The sequence below is a fragment of the Streptomyces telluris genome (genome assembly GCF_024519335.1).
GTDB lineage: Bacteria > Actinomycetota > Actinomycetes > Streptomycetales > Streptomycetaceae > Streptomyces > Streptomyces telluris.
The window spans coordinates 1-20,948 of record NZ_JANIID010000021.1 but is presented as its reverse complement, the minus strand read 5'-3'; the positions used below and the strand labels follow the sequence as shown (position 1 = coordinate 20,948).

The 20,948-nt window shown below is 73.5% G+C and carries 17 protein-coding genes; 10 read left to right on the top strand and 7 right to left on the bottom strand.

Annotated features, from left to right (window positions below):
- Positions 1-651: 651 nt before the first annotated feature.
- Together NQU55_RS21965 and NQU55_RS21960 are read right to left on the bottom strand one after the other, a co-directional pair.
- Positions 652-1,500 carry a DUF4097 family beta strand repeat-containing protein gene (locus NQU55_RS21965; RefSeq protein WP_168091792.1) on the bottom strand — a complete coding sequence of 283 codons (849 nt, stop codon included), beginning with the start codon at positions 1,498-1,500 and terminating at the stop codon, positions 652-654.
- A 72-nt stretch (positions 1,501-1,572) separates the two neighbouring features.
- Entirely contained in the window at positions 1,573-2,121 is a 549-nt protein-coding gene (locus tag NQU55_RS21960) for a hypothetical protein (protein WP_168091791.1), read from the bottom strand.
- Between the two features lie 405 nt (positions 2,122-2,526).
- On the opposite strand from NQU55_RS21960, the gene NQU55_RS21955 reads away from it, so the two are divergent.
- From NQU55_RS21955 to NQU55_RS21920, 8 genes are all read left to right on the top strand, one after another.
- Entirely contained in the window at positions 2,527-3,024 is a 498-nt protein-coding gene (locus tag NQU55_RS21955; RefSeq protein WP_168091790.1) for a nuclear transport factor 2 family protein, read from the top strand.
- A gap of 124 nt (positions 3,025-3,148) precedes the next feature.
- Positions 3,149-4,549 (top strand): radical SAM/SPASM domain-containing protein, encoded by a 1,401-nt coding sequence (locus NQU55_RS21950; protein ID WP_168091789.1) that lies wholly within the window; start codon positions 3,149-3,151, stop codon positions 4,547-4,549.
- Positions 4,546-6,591: a B12-binding domain-containing radical SAM protein gene (locus tag NQU55_RS21945; protein WP_168091788.1), complete on the top strand. Its 2,046-nt coding sequence runs from the start codon at positions 4,546-4,548 to the stop codon at positions 6,589-6,591. The genes NQU55_RS21950 and NQU55_RS21945 overlap by 4 nt, the downstream gene beginning before the upstream one ends.
- Positions 6,581-7,786 carry a metallopeptidase TldD-related protein gene (locus tag NQU55_RS21940; RefSeq protein ID WP_168091787.1) on the top strand — a complete coding sequence of 402 codons (1,206 nt, stop codon included), beginning with the start codon at positions 6,581-6,583 and terminating at the stop codon, positions 7,784-7,786. The genes NQU55_RS21945 and NQU55_RS21940 overlap by 11 nt, the downstream gene beginning before the upstream one ends.
- Entirely contained in the window at positions 7,783-8,775 is a 993-nt protein-coding gene (locus tag NQU55_RS21935; RefSeq protein WP_168091786.1) for a hypothetical protein, read from the top strand. Before NQU55_RS21940 ends, NQU55_RS21935 begins: the two co-directional genes overlap by 4 nt.
- 43 nt (positions 8,776-8,818) lie before the next feature.
- A complete protein-coding gene (locus tag NQU55_RS21930) occupies positions 8,819-9,835 on the top strand; it encodes a fatty acid desaturase family protein (RefSeq protein WP_168091785.1) in 1,017 nt (338 codons plus the stop codon).
- Between the two features lie 56 nt (positions 9,836-9,891).
- Entirely contained in the window at positions 9,892-10,959 is a 1,068-nt protein-coding gene (locus tag NQU55_RS21925) for an amidinotransferase (protein ID WP_168091784.1), read from the top strand.
- Positions 10,959-12,329 carry an alanine racemase gene (locus NQU55_RS21920; RefSeq protein ID WP_168091783.1) on the top strand — a complete coding sequence of 457 codons (1,371 nt, stop codon included), beginning with the start codon at positions 10,959-10,961 and terminating at the stop codon, positions 12,327-12,329. Before NQU55_RS21925 ends, NQU55_RS21920 begins: the two co-directional genes overlap by 1 nt.
- On the opposite strand, the gene NQU55_RS21915 is transcribed toward NQU55_RS21920, so the two are convergent.
- From NQU55_RS21915 to NQU55_RS21905, 3 genes are all read right to left on the bottom strand, one after another.
- Complete coding sequence (locus NQU55_RS21915; protein WP_168091782.1) at positions 12,245-13,498, bottom strand: MFS transporter; 1,254 nt, start codon at positions 13,496-13,498, stop codon at positions 12,245-12,247. The genes NQU55_RS21920 and NQU55_RS21915 overlap by 85 nt on opposite strands.
- Positions 13,495-14,010, bottom strand: a complete 516-nt coding sequence (locus NQU55_RS21910) for a methylated-DNA--[protein]-cysteine S-methyltransferase (RefSeq protein ID WP_206329074.1) — start codon at positions 14,008-14,010, stop codon at positions 13,495-13,497. The genes NQU55_RS21915 and NQU55_RS21910 overlap by 4 nt, the downstream gene beginning before the upstream one ends.
- Positions 14,011-14,116: 106 nt before the next feature.
- Positions 14,117-15,640, bottom strand: coding sequence for a bifunctional transcriptional activator/DNA repair enzyme AdaA (locus tag NQU55_RS21905; protein WP_256790985.1), 1,524 nt, complete (start codon positions 15,638-15,640; stop codon positions 14,117-14,119).
- A 197-nt stretch (positions 15,641-15,837) separates the two neighbouring features.
- Here NQU55_RS21905 and NQU55_RS21900 point away from each other — a divergent pair, with 197 nt between their 5' ends.
- On the top strand, positions 15,838-17,061 hold the full coding sequence (locus NQU55_RS21900) for a nitric oxide synthase oxygenase (protein ID WP_168091781.1): 1,224 nt from the start codon (positions 15,838-15,840) through the stop codon (positions 17,059-17,061).
- On the opposite strand, the gene NQU55_RS21895 is transcribed toward NQU55_RS21900, so the two are convergent.
- Together NQU55_RS21895 and NQU55_RS21890 are read right to left on the bottom strand one after the other, a co-directional pair.
- Complete coding sequence (locus NQU55_RS21895) at positions 17,051-18,034, bottom strand: GNAT family N-acetyltransferase (protein WP_168091780.1); 984 nt, start codon at positions 18,032-18,034, stop codon at positions 17,051-17,053. The two genes, NQU55_RS21900 and NQU55_RS21895, sit on opposite strands and share 11 nt — an antisense overlap.
- 93 nt (positions 18,035-18,127) lie before the next feature.
- On the bottom strand, positions 18,128-18,934 hold the full coding sequence (locus NQU55_RS21890) for a maleylpyruvate isomerase family mycothiol-dependent enzyme (RefSeq protein WP_168091779.1): 807 nt from the start codon (positions 18,932-18,934) through the stop codon (positions 18,128-18,130).
- Positions 18,935-19,001: 67 nt separating this feature from the next.
- Here NQU55_RS21890 and NQU55_RS21885 point away from each other — a divergent pair, with 67 nt between their 5' ends.
- Positions 19,002-20,876 (top strand): CASTOR/POLLUX-related putative ion channel, encoded by a 1,875-nt coding sequence (locus tag NQU55_RS21885; RefSeq protein WP_256790984.1) that lies wholly within the window; start codon positions 19,002-19,004, stop codon positions 20,874-20,876.
- The last annotated feature ends 72 nt before the right edge of the window (positions 20,877-20,948 follow it).

Here is a 20,948-nt window from a genome sequence, read left to right as displayed (position 1 = left end):
GCGGTGGCATGTGACGTGATGGCAGGTACGGGACAGGAGGCATGCGGTGTGAATGCGGCAAGGTTCGCCGGACCGTGCACCCCTCTTGTCGTCGGCCCCGGGCGGGTGTTCGCTGGAACGAGGTAACCGCGCGTCGAAGGAGGACAGCCGGCCATGACCCTTCACGAGCCCGCCCCGGCGAACAGTGCCGACTGCACATGCGGACCGGGCTGCTCATGCTCATGCGCGTGCCACGGCGGCGGATGAGGTAGGACCCCGGATGCGGATCCAAGGCACCCGGACGACACAGGGGCCGGTCGGCGGGTGCCGACCGGCCCTTCGGTGTGGGTGCGGACCGGCAGGGGTCCGTCCTGCGCGCGGGCGGCTGCCGTTTTCGTAAGCCGCCCCCGCTCATGGGATGATCATGCCCATGTGGAACCGCAGGGGCGCATGCAAGCGCTGTGGAAGGGACGGTCGCTTCCGGCGGCGTACGTGTCCGGCCTGCCGGCGTTCGGACCGGGCCGAGATGGCCGTCGACGCCGCGGACACCGCGATCGAGCTCGGTGCCCTGGGCTGGGTGTGGCGGGGCGTGCGGATCGTGGTGCGGGCCCTGACCAACTGAGGCGCGGTGGCAGGGAGTGACCCTGCGGTGCCCCTCGGCGGGCGCCCGCCTCAGGCGCCCGTGGCCCGGCGGACCGTCACGTCGCCGACCGACGTGGTCGCGTACACCTCGGCCGTCTCCTTGGCTCGGCCGGGTCCCTCGGAGGCCGTCAGGAGGTTGTGCACGTTGCCGAACTTCGTCCGGACGTCGAGGCGTGCGGCCGTGCCGGGGCGGATGCCGATCTCGATCTGACCGCTCGACGTGGCGAGGACGGTCGAGCCGCGCACGACCTCGCCGACGCGGATGTCCCCGTGGGCGGTCTTGGCCTCCAGGGCCGCGTGCGCCGTGCCGACGGAGACGCTGCCGCTGGCCGACCGCACCCGCAGGTCCCCGGCCGCCTCGCCGATCCGGCTGTCCCCGTTGGAGTTCTTGATCACCGCCGGCCCCGCCAGTTCACCGGCCCGGATCGCGCCGGTCCCGGTCGTGATCGTGGCGGCGCCGCGCACCCGGTCCGCCGTGACGTCGCCCAGGGAGGTGGTGGCGGTGAGCGGGCCGGTCTCCTGGACCCGGATGTCGCCCGCCGACGTCTTGATGCGGCACTCGCCCAGACGCCCGGCGCAGCGGAAAGCGGTCATCTGCCCCGTGCCCTCGACCGCCGAGTCCGACGGCAGGCCGATCGTCACGTCGACGGATCCGGTCCTGCCGAAGAAGGCGCGCGACTTCGGGCCCTTGACGAGCAGCCGGCCCCCCGCGTACTCGACGCGGGTGTCCTCGGCCGCCTTCGTGTCCGCCGAGCTGCCCGGGTCGCTCGGGCGCACCTCGACGACCGTGTCGGTGCGCTCGTCCGCCTGGAGGCGGACGTCCCCGACCTGGAGGTCGACGGAGACGGAGATGGGCTGCGGCGTCTCGAAAACAGGCATGGTGGTGTCCCCGCTGGTCGGAAGGGTGGCGGTGCTCCGGTACCGGTGGTGATGCTCCGGCACCGGCCGGGCTCAGGTCACCCAGCCCGTGTAGTGCTGGCCGCCCCGCGGCGCGCGCCGCTCGGGGCGCCGCGCCTGCTCGTCGAAGTCGAGCATCGCGGACACGGCCCGCACCAGCCAGGCGTTGACCGACAGGCCCTCGCGCCCGGCGGCCTCCTCGATCCGCGCCTTCAGGTGCTCGGGCGGCCGGAAGTTGATGCGGGACGTGGCGCCGTCCTCCCCGCCCGCCGGCACCGGCAGCGGGGCGGGCAGCGAGGGCACCGCACCGGCGTGCGGGTGCTCGAAGCCGCCCTCGGTCTCGCCGGGGCCGTGGTCGGCGGGGGGAAGGGTGACGACGAAGCTCGGGTCGAGCCCGCGCAGCCGGACCTCGACCGAGCCCGGCGCCAGATCGCTGGTGATCTCGTCCGCGGCGGCGGACAGGGCGTCGAGCAGGACGAGCCGGACGGCGGAGGAGAGCGGCGCGACGAGGCGCTCGGCGACCTCGCGGGTCTCCGCGTCGCCCGCCTCGGCTGCGACCAGGAGTTCCTGGCGCAGATTGTCGACATACCGCATGAGTTCCATGGCGCCATCCTCACACCGCCGTGGCGCCATGTGCAAGCCGCCCGGCCCGCGGCCCCGGCCGGTGGTCCTCTATTCGGAACGGGACTCCCGAATTCCCGTCCGGCTCGAATAACGGATTCCGCGCCGAAAACCGCTGATCGGCGGCCGCGATCAGACCTGTCAACTGGGCACTTTTATGCGGGAGTTCACGGGTATTGACAGCCAACTCACCCTCGATGATAGTCGGGTACCAGCGAACAAGCGAGCGACTGGGTGAGCCTTGCGATCTGATGCAAGGGCGAGATGAGAAATTCTCCGCAGGTACCCTCCCTCAGCTCCGCTGGGGGTGCTCCCGCACGACGTCCCTTTCCGGTCCCTCATGCAGTCGACGCAGCCGGAGCAGCCGAAAAACAAGGGAATCGCTCAATGACCATAGATTTCGTGCCCACGGTGACCGCGGGCGCCATCACCAGGGAAGCCGTCCAGCAACTCCTGGAGGAGTACCGGTCGGCATATGACCGCAGCGACCAGGCGTACTTCGACCTGTTCGCCCCCGACGCCACCTTCTTCATTCTGTCGTCGCCCACCCGCATCGACAGCCGTGAGGAATTCCAGCGGGTGTTCACCCTCGCCGCCGGTACGGCCCGGCGCAGCCAGCTGCTCTCGCCCGAGATCCGGATCCTCGGCGACACGGCCCTCGTCAGCCTGCACTGCCGGGTGGCCCTCGGCGAAGAACAGCAGTACCTGCGCGAGAGCCTCGTGGTGACCCGCGGGGCGCGCGGTGACCTGCGCATCGCCCATCTGCACGTCTCGCCCCAGGACATGCCGTCCGTACCCGACTCGCCCGAGCGCGCCGTCGAGGAGATCTCCGTCATCGAAGAGCGCACGGCCACCACGGCCAGCACCGTCGGTACCCCCAAGTAGCAGCGGGGAACCGGAGCACCCGACGACCGCCGGGGCTCTCGTGCTCACCGGCGAGGGCCCCGGCGGTTCACGTCCGCCCGCGCGCGGGGGAGACGGACGACGACGGAGACGATGGAGGGGTACGTTGCTGCAGCACGTTTCGTCCTGCACGCCCGAATACGCCCGGCGGCTGCCGCCGAGGACCCGGCCGGTCATTCGCTACCGCCGGGAGGACTTCGGCTGGCTGGCCGCATTCCCGGACGGTTCGGTGGCCATGTACGACGAGGGCGCCGAAGCCCTGCTGCGCGCGGGCGAACCACCCGAACGATGCACGGCCCACCTTGTCGAAAGACTCTCCGTGGAGACGGATTTTCATTTCCGGGCACCCGCCATGGTGTGGCTGGAGATCACCCGCTCCTGCAATCTCCGCTGCCCGCACTGCTTCGTCGAGGGCGGCCGGGCGCGCAGCTCCGAATTGCCCACCGAGCTCATCATGCGGCTGCTCGACGAATGGGCGGGCATGGGCGTCTTCTCGCTGATCGTCACCGGCGGCGAGCCCACCATGCACCCCGATTTCTGCGAGATCGTGCAGCGTGCGTACGACCTGGGATTCGTCATCGGCATCGCCACGAACGGCACGACGCTCAGCGAACGCATCCTCTCCCGCATACCGCAGGACGACGTCATCATCAGCATGAGCATCGACGGCCTGCACGGACAGGGGAAATACCGCAACGAAGGCGAATTCGCCTACGTCACCCGCCGGCTCGCCGAACTCCGGGACCGTGGATTCAACACCAGCATCATGACCACCACGACCCATGAGAACGTCGACGACCTCCCCGTCATCATCGACTGGGCGAAGGAGAACGACGTCAGCCTGCGCAGCGTGCCGTTCATCCCGATGGGCCGCGGCGCCCTCCACAAGGACCTCGCCAGTTCGATGCACGACGTCGAGCGCACCGCCCGGTTCTGGATCGACGAGGAGGAGTGGGGCCGGGAGAAGGACCGCACCCTCGGCCTGTGCGCGGGCAAGGTGCTCGACTTCCTCTACACGATGGTCTTCGCCACCCGCCGCTGCATGAGCGCGCGCGGCGTCTGCTACGTGAACTCCGCCGGGGACGTCTTCCCGTGCAGCACCTGCGCCGGGAACAAGGTGCTGTGCGGAGGGAACGTCCAGCTCACCCCGTTCGCCGCCATCTGGGAGAGCGAGGACTGGCTCATCCGGAAGATCACCTGGGACAACTACCGCGACACCTGCGAAGGCTGCCCCATCAACGACGACAAGTACTTCTGCACCGGGCGCTGCCCGAGCCAGTCCAGCATCCTCAACGGCACCTTCGACGGCTGCGGCACCAGCGACTTCCAGCTGCAGAGCATCCTGCGCAGGGAAGAGCTCTTCCGCGCACGCATCATGGCCGAGCCGCGCGTCGAACTGCGCCGCGGCGAACGGGCCGGGCCCGAAGCCCGGGACGCGGCCCCGGCCCCCGCATCGGGCACGGCCCCGGCCCCGGCCCGCAGCACCGTGCCCGGGGAGCGCTCATGATGAAGGTCGCGCTCGCCACGAGCCCGCACCTCAACCACGGCGGGATGTCCCTGCGGACCCGCCCCGGCGACCCGCCGCCCATGCAGAACTTCGTCCCCGTCGGCCTGCTGTCCCTCAAGGCCGCCGCCGACGCGGCCGGAGCACCCGCCGCGATCGAGGTCGTCGAGACCAACCAGCTGCTGCTCGACGGCGCCGTGCCCAACGACGACGCCCTCTACGACAGCCTCGCCCGGTCCGTGCTCGCGGCCGGCGACTCCCTGGTCGGGCTGATGACCGACGCGGACTCCCTCGTCCACACCGTCCTCCTCGGGCAGGCCCTGCGCAGGCGCTCCCCGGACACCCTGATCTGCCTGGGCGGTCCGGCCGTCACCCCCATCAGCGCCGAGTTCCTCGGCCGCTTCCCCTGGGCCGACTTCATCGTGCGGGGCGAGGGCGAGGCGACCTTCAACGAGCTCCTGGAGACCCTGCACGCGGGCGGGGACCCCTCGGGGATCCGCGGCCTCACCCACCGCAAGGGCGGCGAGGCCGTCGTCAACGCCGAACGGCCGCTCTTCCAGGACCTCGCCGACCTGCCCTGGCCCGCTTACTACGCCTACGACATGTCCAAGGGCGCCCGGCTGTACCTCGACGTCGGCCGCGGCTGCCCCTTCCGCTGCTCCTTCTGCGCCACCGCACCCTTCTGGGAGCGCAAGTTCCGCATGCGGCCCATCGACGACATCATCCGGCAGCTGGAGTACGTCCGCGACGTGTTCGGCCGCACCAGCGTGAACTTCTCGCACGACATCTTCACCTGCAACCGCCCCTGGACCCACGAGTTCTGCGACGCCCTGATCGCCCGCGACCTCGGCGTCACCTGGGGCTGCAGCACCAGGACCGACCTCATCGACGCCGCGCTCCTGGACAAGATGGGCGCGGCGGGCTGCGAGGAGATCTACTACGGCATCGAGAGCGGCTCGCCGAAGATGCAGCGCTGGATCAAGAAGAACCTCGACCTCGAACGGTCCCTGGAGGTCGTCCGGGCGACGAAGGCCGCGGGCATCCGGCCCGTCACCGGCTTCATCGTCGGCTACCCGACCGAGACCCGCGCGACCATGTCCGAGACCCTCACCCGCTTCTTCCAGTTCCTGGAGGAGGGCCAGGGCCGCAGCCAGCTCTTCACGCTCGTCCCGCTGCACCAGTCGCCCATGTACAAGCAGTACGCGCCCACCCTCAACCGCCCCGCCGAGTACTACGACATCCCCGTCACCGACCCGCTCATGGGACAGATCCAGCAGTACCGGCGCGAGCACAAGGACCTCTTCTGCACCGACTACCGCTTCGCCTGCCCGGACGTGGGCGACGCGCTGATCGACGCGGCCGAGGAGCTCTCGGGCCACGTCGTCGTCCTCGCGTCCCTGTGGCCGCGGCTCCTGCCGTACTACGACTCGCCCATGGACTGGTACGAGCGCTGGGTGGCCTGGATCGAGGAGTACAACGCCGAGCACTCGCCGGGGACCCGCTTCCGTCACCAGAGCGAGGCACGGGACCTGCTGGTCTTCGCGCAGGAGGAGACCGTCCGGCTCGGCATCGAGGACTCGCCGGCCGCGTCCCTCGTGCGCTACGAGATGATGCGGCTGGCCGCGGCCGACCTGCCCGAGCCGCCCCCGCGCCCCGCCGCTCCCGGCGTGGGCCCCGAATCCGCCCTCCGCGCCGGGGACTTCCTCAGCGCCGAGTTCCCGCACGACCTGCACCGGATGCTGCGCGGCGCGGCCGGGGCACCCGCCGCCGAGGACGGCACGGGCGCGAACGGCAGCAGCTACGTGATCACCCGCAAGAGCGCCCACGACCGGATCGAGACCATCCAGCTGGGCCGCAGCGCGCGCGAAATGCTGGAGCGCGCCGACGGCCGGCGCACCGCGCGGCAGCTCATCGCCGAGGTCTTCCCCGAGGGCTCCGGCGACCCGGACACCACGCTCCGCCGCGGCCTGGAGCTGGTCCGCTCGCTGGCCGGGATGGGCCTGCTGCTGGAGGCGCCGGTCAACGGCGACACCGATGCCCGCTGACGCCCCGGCGGGGGAGAGCGTCGCCTGCGAAGCCGCCGCCGGCTGCGTGGTGACGGCCGGCCCCCGCGGCACGTCGGCCCACCTCCTGGCCACCCGCACGGGCCGCCACGACCGGGGCCCGGGCCGCGGCACGCGCATCTTCTCCGGCGACCCGCCCGGCCCCTGGCGCATCGACCTCCCCGATCCGGAGCCGCCGGAGGACCACGACGAGGTCCTGGCCGCCCTCACCGCCCTGCGCGACCGCTTCGGGGGCCGGGCCGCCCTGCAGTTCTCACAGGTCTCCTCGGTCCGGGTCGTCGCGGGCACGGCCCACGGCACCGGCACCCCCCAGGCACGCCACGTCTGGTCGCTGACCGGCGACCTGCTCACGCCCGGCGGCCACGAGGTCCCCGTCGGGCGCAGCGGCCGCGGCCCGGCGCTGCCCCGGCTCACCGACCCCGCGTGGCGCGAGTCCGCCGCCCGGCTGCTGGCCGCCGTCGACTCGGCCCGCGACGCGGAGCCGGGGGAGTGCGCGGCGGTGCTCATGCCCCAGGCCGCCGGCGTCCTGCTGCACGAGGCGGCGGGCCACTTCGCCGAGGCGTCCCCCGGCGGCACGCCCGCCCTCGCCCACCGGCTCGGCTGCCGCGTGGCCGGCGAGCTGATCACCCTGGACGACGACCCCCTCGCCGAGGGCGGACCGGCCCACTACGACACCGACGACGAGGGCATCGTGTGCCTCGGCCGGCAGCGGATCGTGCACGAGGGCAGGCTCGTACGCCAGTTGCACAGCCTCTCCAGCGCCGCCGCCGAGTCGGCGATGCCCACCGCCAACAGCCGTGCCGCGTCGGTGCTGCACCGGCCGCTGCCGCGCATGTCGAACGTCGTCTGCCGGCCCGGCGACGCCGGGACCGACGCGCTCGTGGAGAACGCCGGCCACGGGCTCCTCGTCCACCGGCTCGCGGACGGCATCCGCACCGGCGCCACCCTGGAGGCCCGCCTGGTGCTCGGCGAGCGGATCCGCTCCGGCCGCCGCACGGGCGAGTACGTCCGCGGCCGCCTGCGCGAGCGCGCCGACGTCCTCACCCGCGTCGTGGAGACGGGCGCGCACACCGAGTTCGGCGACAACGCCCTGTGCGGCAAGGACGGCCAGATGCTGTTCGACGTCGGCATGTGCGCGCCGGCCCTCCGCCTCTCCCGCCTGCGGTGCACGCCGTGACCCCCGCCGTCACCGTCACCCGCAGCCACGACATCGTGCGCCTGGCCGCTGGCACCGGCGAGGCGCGCACCCGGCTGGCCATGACCGCCGCCTCCGACGAGCCCGGCACGTGGCGGCTGTCCTCGACCGGGGCGGTCCGCACCGCCGAGGAGCCGGGGCGCCGCGCCCGGGCCCTCCACCGCGAGCTCCGCGACCGTGCCGCACCCGCGCTCGGCGAGGACGGCCTGCTCGTGGAGACCGGCCGCATCACGACGGACGTCATGTGCGACGGCAGTCGCGTGGCCCTGTCCACGCGTACGTACCTCCTCGTCCGCGACCGCGACCGCGTGCTCCACCTCAAGGACGGGACGGGCCCGCCCCGCTCCCTGCCCTGGGCGTCCGCCGCGGACCCCGGCGACATCCGCCCCGGCGACCCCGTCGTCCTCGGCCCCGCCGCGCTGCTGGCGCTGACCGCGGCCGCCCGGGAGGAGGACGGCACGGCCGGCGGGCCCGGCGGCGGATGCTCCTCGCCCTACCCGCCGCACGACTTCCCCCTCCGCGGGCTCGTCACCGCGACCGGCCGCCGGCACGCCGACCTCTGCCGGGCGTGCGAGCTGCTGGCCGAACCGGACCGCTGGCTGGTGCCGCACGGCACCTTCGGCACCGGCCCCCGCCCCCCGGCCGCACCGGGCCACCGCCTCCGTACGCCCTTTCCCCGGCGCGCCCTCCTCCTCGACTCCCTCACCCCCCGCGGCCGCTCCGCCGACGGCCGCCCCGACTGGCTCGCGGCGTACTGCCTGGTGGACGGTGCGGAAGAGGCCCGGGGGAGAGGACTCCTGCGAGTGCGGGGCGCCCCCGCCGCACTCCTGCGGGAGGCCGGGGCCGCCTGCTCCCCGGCCCGCCCGGCACTCGCCCGCGACCCGATCGGCCGGGAGTCCTACGCGCAGGCCCCCTGCGTGACCACGGCGCTGACGGCCGGCCGGCTGATCGCCGCCCCTGCGCATCCGTAACCCGCGGAGCGCCCCCGCACCCCCCCCGTAGAGAGGAACAGCCATGTCCCGCACGGCTCCCCACGAAGGGGAACAGCTCAACCTCGACGGCTCCCACGACGTGGCCCTGGCGCCCGTCCGGGGCACCGACACCCGGCGCGGCCTGCCGGCGTCGTACTTCGAACGCCGCCCGCGCCGCTTCCTGGCCAAGATCGCCGTCGCCTTCGCCGTGATCGTGGTCTGCTGGACGGCCCTGCTGGAATTCCGCAACCCCGTCACCTGCGCGGCCGCCGTCCTCGTCCTCGGCGTGATGTACGCCTACCTGGTGGAGCTCCAGCACGAGTGCCTCCACGAGCACGCCTTCCACGCCCGGTGGGCGAACCGGACCTGGGGCTTCGTCTGCGGGGTGTTCATGTTCAGCTCGTACTCCCACTACAAGTACGAGCACCTGCGGCACCACGCCTTCCTCGGCACCCCCCGCAACCAGGAGTTCTTCAACTACCGCTTCCACGGCCTCGACAGCCTGCACGGCTTCGCCCTCGCCGCGTTCCACCCCGGCCGCTACGCCGACGTCCTGCGCAACCTGGGCCGCGGCGCCGCCCGGCGCCCCATCCCCGGCGTCGAACGGCCGCGCGCCGGACGGGCCGTCCAGAACGAGTACGCCCTGCTGCTCGTCCTGCTGGCCGGCGCGGTCGCGGCCGGTGTGCTGACCCGCGACTGGTTCGTCGTCCTGGCCTGGTTCGCCCCCGCCCTCCTCGTGAGCGAGGCCGCGCACTTCCTGATCGAGATGCCCGAGCACTTCGGCCTGAACACCCAGACCGACGACAACGTCCTGAGCAACACCCGCACCATCCGTGCCTCGCGCTTCGCCCGCTGGCTCACCAACTACAACAACCTGCACACCGCGCACCACTACCACCAGGGCGTTCCCATGGTGAACGTGCCGCAGCTGCACGCCGCCATGCAGGAGAAGATCCTCGTCACCGAAACCTCGTACTGGAGCTTCTACCGCAAGGTCATCAAGGGGGAGATCGCCTACCAGGGCGGCCGCGAGAGCGACGAGAACTGCATGACCCGCTAGCACCGTCCCCGTCGCCCCGCCGCCTCTCACGGAAGCTCACGGAAGGAAGCCCCCTCATGCCCGTGGTCTCCTCGCACAACGAATGGGACCCGCTGGAGGAAGTCGTCGTCGGCAGGGTCGACGGTGCGATGACGTCGTCGTGGGAGGTGCTCGACCGCATCTCCGTACCGCCCGCCGCGCAGGAGCACCTCGGCGCCGCCGCCGGCACCCGGATGCCCCAGGAGGTGGTGGAGGAGGCACAGCGCGGCCTGGAGGAGCTCATCGGCATCCTCCACGACGCCCACGTCACCGTGCGCCGCCCCGACCCGCCCGACACCTCCCGCCCGTTCGCCACCCCCGCCTGGGCGGTCGCCAACGGCATCTCGGCCGCGAACCCCCGCGACCTCCTGCTCGTCGTCGGGGACGAGATCATCGAAGTGCCGATGGCCGACCGCAACCGGTACTTCGAGACCTGGCCCTACCGCGGCCTGCTCACCGAGTACTTCGAGCGCGGCGCCCGCTGGACCGCCGCCCCCAAGCCCCGCCTCCTCGACGCGCAGTACCGCCCCGGCTACGAGATCCCGCCCCCGGGCGAGGAGATGACGTACCTGGTCACCGAGGCCGAGCCGGTCTTCGACGCGGCCGACGTCATGCGCTGCGGCCGGGACCTGTTCATGGAGCGCAGCCACGTCACCAACGCCCTCGGCCTGGAGTGGCTCCGTCGGCACCTCGGCCCGGACTACCGCGTCCACGAGGTCGTCTCGCGCTACCCGCGGGCCATGCACATCGACACCTCCCTGCTGCCCCTGGCCCCCGGAAAGGTCCTGGTCAACCCCGAGTTCATCGACCCGGAAGGGCTCCCTTCCGTCTTCCGGTCCTGGGACGTGCTCATCCCCCCGGACCCGGTCGTCACCCCGGTCATGCAGCGGGGGCTGATGAGCGCGTGGAGCAGCCTGAACGTGTTCATGCTCGACCCGGACCACGTGGTCGTCGAACGGTCCCAGACACCGCTCATCAAGGCCTTCGAACAGTGGGGGTTCGACCCCGTCCCCTGCACCTTCGAGCACTACACGGCCTTCGGCGGCGCCTTCCACTGCGCCACCCTGGACATCCGGCGCACCGGCCCCCTGGAGACGTACTTCTGATGGCCGCCGCCCAGCCCGCCGGGCAGCCCGCAGCGCCCGTCCCCTGGCCCGCCCAGCAGTATTCGCCGGGCACCGGCGCCCGCCCCGCCCTGCCCGCTTCGGCCCTGCCCGGACCCGTCGCCGAGCGGCTGCGCCTGCTCGCGGAGGAGGCCGGGCCGGAGCCCCTGTGCGCGTACGTGCACGACCCGCCCGCGGCCGGCCGCAGGGCGGCGCTGCTGCGCGCCCGCCTCCCGGACTGGGCGGAGGTCTTCTACGCCGTGAAGGCCAACTCCTTCCCGGCCGTGCTCGAAGCGCTCGCCCCCGCCACCGACGGATTCGACGTCTCCTCCGAGGGCGAGGCCGGAGCGGCCCGCGCAGCCTCCGCGCGGGCCCTGATCGCCACCGGGCCCGGCAAGACCGACGCCATGCTGACGGCCCTGGCCCGGACGGGCGTGGACTTCGTCAGCGCCGAGAGCACCCTCGAACTCCACCGGATCGCCGCCGCGGCCGGCCGGGCCGGCCGCCGCGTCCCGGTCGTGCTCCGCGTCAACGCGGCCACCGGGCCGCTGCAAGGCGCGCTGTGCATGGACGGCCACGCCACCCAGTTCGGCATCGGCGAGGACGCGCTGCCGGAGGCGGCCGCCCTCGCGCGCTCCCTGCCCGGCCTCGACCTCGTCGGCTACCACTTCCACGTGGTGTCCAACAACCTCGACGCCGCCGCCCACGCCGCCCACGTGCAGGCACGGCTGCACTGGGCCGTACGGGCCGCCCGCGCGCACGGATTCGCCCTGCGCGTGCTCGACGCGGGCGGCGGCCTCGGCGTCGCTCCGCGCGGCGAGGCACCCTTCGACCTCGGCCGGTTCGCCGCCCGGCTGCGCGCCGCCCCGCCCCCGCCGGGCGTACGCGTGGTCCTCGAACCAGGGCGCTGGCTCGTCGCGGACAGCGGCTACTACGCGGCCCAGGTGACGGACGTGAAGGAGGTGGCCGGCAGCCGGTTCGCCGTCCTCGCCGGCGGCATCAACCACTTCATGCTGCCCGCCCTCCTGGAAGTCGCCCTCGACGCCGCCGTCGTGGACGTCGACCACTGGCCCTACGCGTGCCCCCGCCCCGCCCTGACGGACACCACCGTCGCCCTCGCCGGACCGCTGTGCACACCCGAGGACATCCTCGCCCGCGGCATCCGGGTCGGCCGGCTGCGCGCCGGGGACCTCGTGGTCTTCCCCCTGGCAGGCGCCTACGGCTGGGAGTTCGCCCTGCGCGGCTTCCTCGGCCGCCGGCCGCCGGTGCACACGGTGGTGAGCACGCCTCAGCGGGTGTCGGCCCGCTCGGGCACCGGCCCGGCGGCAGCGGCGGGAGCGGAGCCCTCGCCGGTGGAGGACAACAGCAGGTAGAGGCCCGGCAGCCCGGCGCAGCAGGCCATCGTCACGGCCGCGGCGGTGAGGTTGCCGCCCGCCAGCAGCGGGGCGGCGATCACCGCCCCGAGCGGCGCCGTGCCCGTCATCAGCGTGCGCAGCCCGGCGAAGGCCCGCCCGTGCAGCTCCGGCGGGATGCGCCGCATCCGCAGCGACTGCGCCCAGACGGTCATGGGCGCACTCAGCAGGCCCACCGCGAAGAAGCCGGCGCCGACCACGAGTTCCCGGGGCGCTCCGAGCACGCCCAGGAAGGCGAGCGCGGCCCCCGTCTGGACCAGCCCGATCAGCCGCACCGACGCGGGCCCGAGGCGGCCCCCGCCGGCCACCGCCGCGCCGAGGACCTCCCCGGCCGCCAGGGCCGCCGTCAGCGCGCCCAGGACCGAGGCGCCGCCGTGGAGCTCGTTCTTCGCCAGCCACGGCCCGACGACCAGGATCAGCATCCCGTCGGCGATGTTGAAGAGCATGAAGGCGACGGTCGTGGAGACGATCACCCGGTCGCGCGCGACGCCCTTCAGCGACGCCTTCGGCGCCTGCTTCCCCGCCTGCCGCCCGGCCCGCGAGGGAGGCGACAGCGGCCGGCGCACGGTCGCCACCAGCGCCGCGAAGACCAGATAGGACGCCGCGTCGACGAGCAGCACCTGAGGGGCGCCGATCGCCCCCACCAGGACGCCGGCCGCCGCCGGGCCGACGACCGTCGCCACGCTGAAGCTCAGCGATTCGAGGGCGTTCGCGGTGTCGAGGTCACGGTCCCCGACGAGCTGCGGGATCGCGGCGGGGAACCCGGCGAGCGGCACCATCTTGAGCAGGCCGTAGACCGCCGCCACCAGGAACGGCAGCCACACCGGCACCCCGCCCGCGGCCGCCGCGAGGGGAACCGAGGCCACGCACGCCGCCCGGAACACGCTGTCCGCGATCAGCAGCGTGCGCTTGTCGAACCGGTCGAGCAGCGGCCCCACGAGCAGGCCGCCCACGACGACCGGCGCCGTGAAGCAGACCCCCAGCAGCCCCAGCCGTCCAGTGCCGCCCTCGTCGAGCACCAGCCACGCCAGCGCGAGGAACGTCATCCCGTCACCCAGCAGCGACACGGACGCGCCCAGCCACAGCCGCCCGAAGTCCCCCGACCGCAGCACCCGCCAGTACGCGTTCACCGGCTGCCCGCACCCCTCTCGTGATCGAGCAGCCACCGCTTGACCGCGAGGCCGTAGTAATAGCCGCCGAGCGAGCCGTCCGAGCGGCGGATGCGGTGGCACGGGACGACCAGCGGCACCAGGTTGTACGCGCACGCGGCGCCCGCGGCCCGCGCCGCGCCCGGCTTCCCCGCGGACGCCGCCAGCTCCTGGTAGCTGACCGTCGTACCGGGCCGCACCCGGCGCATCTCCCGCCAGGCCGCCGTCCGGAAGCCGCTGCCGCTCTGCACGACGGGCAGCGCGTCGATCGCCTCGACCTCGCCGTCGAAGTAGGCGGCGAGCGCGGACGCGTACGGCTCGGGCACCTCCGCCGGCACCGGCTCGTGCTCGCGCCACGGAGCGGGCAGCTCGGCCAGCAGGCCGTTCGGTTCGGCCGTGAACCCCGCGGCGAGGATGCCGTCCTCGACGGTCAGCAGGCTGAAGGGGCCGAGGGGTGTGGGCAGCGTCGAGCTGCGCATGCCTTGCGCTGTCATCGTTCTCCTCAGGCTCCGGGCTCCGCCCGGTGGACAGTCGGTCGGCTGCGGGCCGTGGGTGGCTGGTCGCGCAGTTCCCCGCGCCCCTTATGGGGCGCGATGCTGCTCAGCACGTGGTTCCAGGCCGGACGGGCGCCGCCTCCCGCAGATGCAGCGCCGCGTACGAGCGCCACGGCTGCCAGGCGCGGGCGCGCTCCGCCAGCCGGCCGGCGTCGCGGGCCCCGGCCAGGCCCAGGGCCTTCGCGGCGGCCCGCACCTGCGGGTCCTGCGGGGCGAACGCGTCGGGGTCGCCCAGGGCGTGCATCGCGATGCGCTGCGCCGCCCACCCGCTCACGCCGGGCAGCTCGCGCAGCCGCACCGCGGTCTCCTCCCGGTCGGCGTCCCGTTCGAGGGACAGCTTCTCCGCGGCCACCGCACCGGCCAGGGCCCGTACGGCGGCCGCCGGTCTCCCGGCGAGGCCGAACGCGGCCGGATCGGCGTCCGCCAGCGCCTGGGCGGAGGGGAAGAGCCGGCAGGGGCGGCCCTCGCCGGCCGCCGTGACCGGCTCTCCGCAGTGCGCGGCCATCCGCGTGCAGACCGCGCGCACCTCCGCCAGGGAGGCGAACTGTTCGAGGACCACGCGCAGGGCCGGCTCGAAGCCGTGCGTGCACCCGGGCATCCGCAGCCCCGGCGCGGCCCGCACCAGCGGCCCGATCCACGGGTCGGGGCGCAGGGCCTCCCCGATCGCCGCGGGGTCGGCGTCGAGGTCGAGCAGGTCGCGGCAGCGCCGTACGGCGGCCGTCACGTCGCGCAGGTCGGCGAGCGTGAGCCGCAGCGTCACGTGCTGCTGCCCGGTCCGGCCGCGCGCGGCCGCCGCGACGGTGAGGTCGAGTTCGGCGGTGCCGCTGCCCCGCGGCAGGCGCAGCGTACGGCGGTAGCGGTTGCCCTCGGTCTCCTCGACGCCGGGCACGGCCCGCTCGCGCAGCCACGCCAGCATGCCCGCGCCGTCGAAGGGCGGCCGGTAGCGCAGGCGCAGCACCAGCGGCCCGGACCGGCCGGGGGCACGGTCTCCCGCCCGCTGGTCCGCCCGGGCCCCGCAGGCCCTGCGCAGCTCCGTGGGCGAGCAGCCGAAGGCCGCGCGCATCCCGTCGTTGAACTGCCGGACGCTGGAGTAGCCTGCGGCGAGGGCCACTTCCGACAGCAGCAGCGCACTGGACTCGATCAGCAGCCGGGCCACCTGGGTCCGGCGGTTCAGCGCCAGGGCGAGGGGGCCGACCCCGACCTCGGCGACCAGCTGCCGGTGCAGGTGGCGCTCGCTGACCGCCAGCTGCCGGGCCACCCCGGCCACCCCGATCTCGTCGACCGCGCCGCCCGCGATGAGCCGCAGCGCTCGCGCCACCAGGTCGCCGCGCACGTTCCACTCGGGGGAGGAGGGCGCCGCCTCGGGCCGGCACCTGCGGCACGCCCGGAACCCCGCGGCCTCGGCCGCCGCGGCGATCCGGAAGAAGCGCACGTTCTCCGGCTTCGGGGTCCGCGAGCCGCACACCGGGCGGCAGTAGACGCCGGTGGTGGTCACCGCGACGTAGAAGGACCCGTCGAAGCGTGCGTCGCGGCTGGCCATGGCCCGGTAGTAGCTGTCGAAGTCGAGCACGTGGTCATTGTTCCCACGCCGCGCCCGCCTGTCTGGCGGTCATCGGACATGGTGATGGGGCGGCCCGGGGGCCTTTCCGCAGACTCCTTGGCCGCCGCGAGGCCGCCGCATACGATGTCCCGGCGCGCATGTCCGAAGGTCTTTTTCCCGGCCGTCCGGGCCGGAGCCGGCCGCGGCCGGCGCAAGGTGGGGGCTCGATGACGACGGATCAGCGAAACGGGCGGCAACCGCGGGCCGTGGTGGACCAGGGGGAAGCAGAGCGTTTCGTCCGGCAGTTCCACGACGAGTCCGGGCTGGACGACACCGCACTCCACACCCGGCTGATCGCGATACGCCGGCAGATAGCCGAGACCGGTACCTACCGCCACACCCCCGAAGAGCTCGTCTTCGGCGCCAAGGTCGCCTGGCGCAACTCCGCCCGCTGCATCGGCAGGCTCTACTGGCAGAGCCTGCGCGTCCGCGACCGCCGGCACGTCACGAACGCCGCCGACGTCGCCGCCGAGTGCCTCGCCCACTTGCGGACGGCCACCAACGCCGGGCGGATCAGACCGGTCGTCACCGTCTTCCCGCAGGACGACGCCGAGGGTCCGCCCGTCCTCATCTGGAACGAGCAGCTCATCCGCTACGCCGGCTACCTGCGCTTCGAAGGCGGCTACACCGGCGACCCCGGCGGGTTCGGGCTGGCCGAACTGGCGGCCAAGCTGGGCTGGGAGGGCGCGGGCGGCCGCTTCGACGTACTGCCCCTGATCATCCAGACCAGGGGGAACGCCTTACAGATGTTCGAGGTCCCGCCGGAGGACGTGCTGGAGGTCCCGCTCAGCCACCCCGCCCTGCCCTGGTTCGCGGAGCTCGGCCTGCGCTGGCACGCCGTCCCCGCCATCTCCCACATGCGGCTGCGCATCGGCGGGATCTCCTACTCCGCGGCGCCCTTCAACGGCTGGTACATGGGCACCGAGATCGGCGTCCGCAACCTCTGCGACGCCGACCGCTACGACATCCTGCCGGAGGTCGGCCGCAGGCTCGGCCTGGACACCTCCAGCACCCGCACCCTCTGGCGCGACCAGGCGCTCGTCGAGGTCAACCGGGCGGTCCTGCACTCCTTCGACGCCGCCGGGGTGACCATCGCCGACCACCACACCGAATCCGCCCGCTTCCTGCGCCACCTGGCCAGGGAGGAGCTCGCCGGCCGCAGCTGCCCGGCGGACTGGTCGTGGATCGTCCCGCCCATGTCGGGCGCGCTCACCCCGGTCTTCCACCGCTACTACGACGAGAGCCGGCCCCGCCCCGACTTCCACCTCGACGACGGCGCCCGGCTGCGCGCCCGGGGCGTCCCCGCCCCGCCGTACCGGCGCTGCACGGGCCCCGGCCCCGCCTGGTGCGACGCGACGCAGGCCCGCGGCGGCGGCCGGATCACCCCCTGAGCCCGCCCGGCAGCCGGCGCACGACGGCCGGGCCGGACAGGAACGGAGCGGTGTACGGCTCGACGTCCACGTGCGAGCCGCTCACCAGGAAGGCCCGCAGCCTGCGCCCTGCCGGGCCGTCCGCGCGGCCGCTCGCCCCGCCGTCGCCGCCGGAGCCGCCGTCCGCGTAGCCGAGCATGAGCACCGGGTCCGTCAGCGCGTCCAGCGACAGCACCAGATCGGCCTCGTCGAAGCCCGCCGGATCCGCGAAGTCCTGTGACGGGACCGCTTCGAAGGCCATGCTCGCCTTGAAGGTGAACAGCCCCGGACGGGGGATGTGGCCGTAGAGGTTGGGGTCGTCGCCCATCGTGGCCCACGCGTATCCCTTCTCACGGGCCACCCGCATCGTCGCGCAGTAGAGGGCGCGCGGAAGGCTCGCCCGCCGCGCCGCCTCGGTGACCGCGGACCAGCGCAGCCTGACCGCGCTCTCGTCCGGGGACTCCAGCGCGAGGGTGCCGCCCTCCAGCGCCTCCCCCCGGTACAGGAACACGGCGAAGTACTTCTCCGGGCCGTGCAGGATGGTCTCCCGGAACCTGCGGGCGAAGGCCACGCCGTACGGCATCCGCGCCACCCGGTCCTCGTAGAGGTCGAGGAAAAGGTCGAGGCCCTCGGGCGATATCCGGTCCTCGACGACCTCCCGCAGGCCGTCCCGCACGATCGTACGGCGCGCCTGGTGGATGCGCTGCCGGGACTTGCGGGGAAGGCGCCGCAGGAACTCCTCCTCGCCCCCTCCGAGGGCCGCCCGCCACGTCACGGTCGAGGGCTTGCGCACGAAGCCGCGGCGGGCCAGTTCGCCGTGGAGCTCCGGCGGGGGGTCGGTCATCCGGACGACGGCCACGGACTTCGGGTCGGCCCGGGTCCAGGGGGCGGCGGCGAGCTCACCGGCGCCGATCATGGCGACCGGAAGACCGAAATCGTCGGTGATCTCCATCATCCAACTCCCGCAGCCCCGGCGTGCGTTCAGGTATCCGGGGTCTATCAGCCCCCACCGGGCGGGGTCAAGGAAGACGGGCCCCGCACGCGGCTTTCAGACCGGGGGAACCAGGGTGGCGTAGCGGTCCAGGACCGCCCGGTCGCCCCGCACCGCGAGCCGGCCGGCGGGGATCCGGCCCCAGAGGAACAACATCAGCTCCGAAGCCGTACCGGACACTTCGACGTCACAGGCCTCCTGCCCGCCGGTGCCGTCGCCGGACCGGACGTCGTCCCCGTCGAAACGCACCGTCCACACCCCGGCGCCGTCCGTCCGCCGGAAGCGGTACCGCTCCCCGGAGCCGGGCGGTGCGGCGGTGCGGGTGCGGCTCCACGGCACCATCACCTCGAAGGAGTGGTCCACGGCCTCCGCCGCGAGCGCGGCGTCGACCGGCCCGGGCGCCCCCAGGGCGTTCTCCGCGTCCCAGCGGTGCACGGCCGCCTCGATGGTCTGCACCCGCAGCCAGAATCCGGTGGTCCGCTCCCGCGACCACGTCCAGGCGGGCTCCTCCGGAGCGCGGCTGCGGAACAGGGCCTCCAGCGCGGCCGCCCCGTCCGCGAACCAGTCGGCCAGGCTCTGCGGCAGCGGCCCGTGGTTGGGCGCGTGCTCCGGCCGCGGCCAGTCCGCGGTGTCCTCGGGGAGCCCGGCGGAGAAGGCCGGGTCGCAGGCGTCCGGCGGGCCCGTGAGCCGGTCCCTGATGATGTGCGCGACGCCCCGGTGCACGCTGCCCAGGTGCACCACCAGGTCCGACACCGACCAGCCGGGGCAGGAGGGGACCGGCGGCGCCCCGCCCGCGGCGGCCGCCCGGCGGGCCGCGGCCTCGAACGCCCGTACCTCACGGTGGAAATGGGGAAGGAGGTCCACCCGGCCATTCTGCCACCGGGACGCCCTCCGCCTGGGATGATCCGTCCGGAGCGAGGGGGAGCGGGAGATGACGCGCGCGACGCTGCGGGAACGGCTGCGGTACTGGTTCGACGCCACCATGGACCGCGGGACCCCCGCCCTCATCGGCTGGCTCGCCCTGGCCTCGCTCCTGCTGGTCGGCTCCACCACCGTCCTGGTGGTGCTGTGGACCGACGAGGACACCGAGGCCAACGGCGGCTGGGCCGGGGTGGCCTGGATGAGCATGCTGCGCACCCTCGACCCGGGCACGATGGGCGGCGACACCGGGGGACCGGCGTTCCTGGTGCTGATGCTGCTCGTGACCATCGGCGGCATCTTCATCGTCAGCGCGCTCATCGGCGTCCTGACCACCGGCCTGGACATCCGGCTCCAGCAGCTGCGCAAGGGCCGCTCGCGGCTCGTCGAGCGCGGGCACACCATCATCCTGGGCTGGTCGGAACAGGTCTTCACGGTGGTCGCCGAGCTGGTCGAGGCCAACCAGAGCAAGCGCCGCTCGTGCGTGGTGATCCTCGCCGACCGCGACAAGGTCACGATGGAGGAGCAGATCCGCACCCGCGTCCCCGTCACGGGCCGCACGCACGTCATCTGCCGCTCCGGCAACCCCCTCAAGCGGGCCGACCTCGAGCTCGTGAGCCCCGACACCGCCCGGTCGGTCATGGTGCTGCCGCCCGGCGGGGACGACAGCGACACCAGCGTCATCAAGGTGCTGCTGCTGCTCAACAACCGCACCTGGCGCGCCTCGCGGCCCCACGTCGTCGCGGCCGTGCAGGACTCGGACAACCTCTCCGTGGCGCGCCTCGCGGCGGGGGAGACCGGCCTGGTCGTCGACGCCGAGGACTTCGCCGTCCGGCTCGTGGTCCAGTCGCACCGGCAGGCGGGGCTCTCCGCGGTCTGCGACGAGCTGCTCAGCTTCATCGGCAACGAGATCTACCTCCGGCCCGAACCGGCGCTGACCGGCACGACCTACGGCGACGCACTGCATGCCTACGAGCTCGGCATCCCCATCGGGCTGCGCAGGCCCGGCGGCGAAGTGCTGGTCAACCCTCCGATGGACACCGTGATCCAGGACGGGGACAGCGTGGCCGTCGTCGCCGAGGACGACCTGCTCATCCGCCTGGCCGACACCGGCGTCCCCGTCGTCCGCACGGCCATCTCCTGCCTCCCGGGCCCCGCGCCCGCCCCCGACCGAACCCTGCTCATCGGCTGGAACTCCCGCGCCCCGAAGATCGTCAGCCTGCTGGACCAGTTCGTCCGGCCCGGCTCCGTCCTCGACATCGCCGCACCGCGCTGGCCCGTGGAGGCCCTCGGCACCCCGCGGGAGAACCTCACGGTCCGTCACCGCCCCTGTGACCCCACCAGCAGGAGGTCGCTGGAGTCCCTCGGTCCGGGTGGTTACCAGCACGTCGTCGTCCTCTCGGACGAGAGCGTTCCGCCCGACCTCGCTGACGACCGCACCCTGGTCACCCTGCTCCACCTGCGCGACATCGCGGTCCGCCTTGGCGACCCGTACTCGATCGTCACGGAGATGAACGACGACAGCAACCGCGAGGTGGCCCAGGTCACCAAGGCCGACGACTTCATCGTCAGCACCAAGCTCGTCTGCCTGCTGCTGACCCAGCTGGCCGAGAACCCCGACCTCCACGACGTGCTCGCCGACCTCTTCGACCCCGCCGGCTCCGAGATCTACCTCAAGCCCGCGCCCCGCTACCTGCTCCCGGGCGCGGAAGCGAACTTCGCGACGGTCATCGAGGCGGCCCGGCAGTGCGGGGAGACCGCCATCGGCTACCGGCTCCACGCGCTCAGCGACCGGCCGCCCTTCTACGGGGTCTTCCTCAACCCGCCCAAGGCCGCCGCCCTCACCCTCGGAGAAGAGGACCACGTGGTCGTGCTCGCCGAGGAGTGAGCGCGGGCAGGATGGACGCATGGAGCCTCAGAACCCCTCCGGGGACACGTGTGCGAGCGGCCATCCGCGGGA

Coding starts and splice junctions, on each gene's coding strand:
- NQU55_RS21965 (WP_168091792.1), bottom strand. CDS start 1,500: ATGCCTGTTTTCGAGACGCCGCAGCCCATCTCCGTCTCCGTCGACCTC.
- NQU55_RS21960 (WP_168091791.1), bottom strand. CDS start 2,121: ATGGAACTCATGCGGTATGTCGACAATCTGCGCCAGGAACTCCTGGTC.
- NQU55_RS21955 (WP_168091790.1), top strand. CDS start 2,527: ATGACCATAGATTTCGTGCCCACGGTGACCGCGGGCGCCATCACCAGG.
- NQU55_RS21945 (WP_168091788.1), top strand. CDS start 4,546: ATGATGAAGGTCGCGCTCGCCACGAGCCCGCACCTCAACCACGGCGGG.
- NQU55_RS21940 (WP_168091787.1), top strand. CDS start 6,581: ATGCCCGCTGACGCCCCGGCGGGGGAGAGCGTCGCCTGCGAAGCCGCC.
- NQU55_RS21930 (WP_168091785.1), top strand. CDS start 8,819: ATGTCCCGCACGGCTCCCCACGAAGGGGAACAGCTCAACCTCGACGGC.
- NQU55_RS21925 (WP_168091784.1), top strand. CDS start 9,892: ATGCCCGTGGTCTCCTCGCACAACGAATGGGACCCGCTGGAGGAAGTC.
- NQU55_RS21920 (WP_168091783.1), top strand. CDS start 10,959: ATGGCCGCCGCCCAGCCCGCCGGGCAGCCCGCAGCGCCCGTCCCCTGG.
- NQU55_RS21910 (WP_206329074.1), bottom strand. CDS start 14,010: ATGACAGCGCAAGGCATGCGCAGCTCGACGCTGCCCACACCCCTCGGC.
- NQU55_RS21900 (WP_168091781.1), top strand. CDS start 15,838: ATGACGACGGATCAGCGAAACGGGCGGCAACCGCGGGCCGTGGTGGAC.
- NQU55_RS21895 (WP_168091780.1), bottom strand. CDS start 18,034: ATGATGGAGATCACCGACGATTTCGGTCTTCCGGTCGCCATGATCGGC.
- NQU55_RS21885 (WP_256790984.1), top strand. CDS start 19,002: ATGACGCGCGCGACGCTGCGGGAACGGCTGCGGTACTGGTTCGACGCC.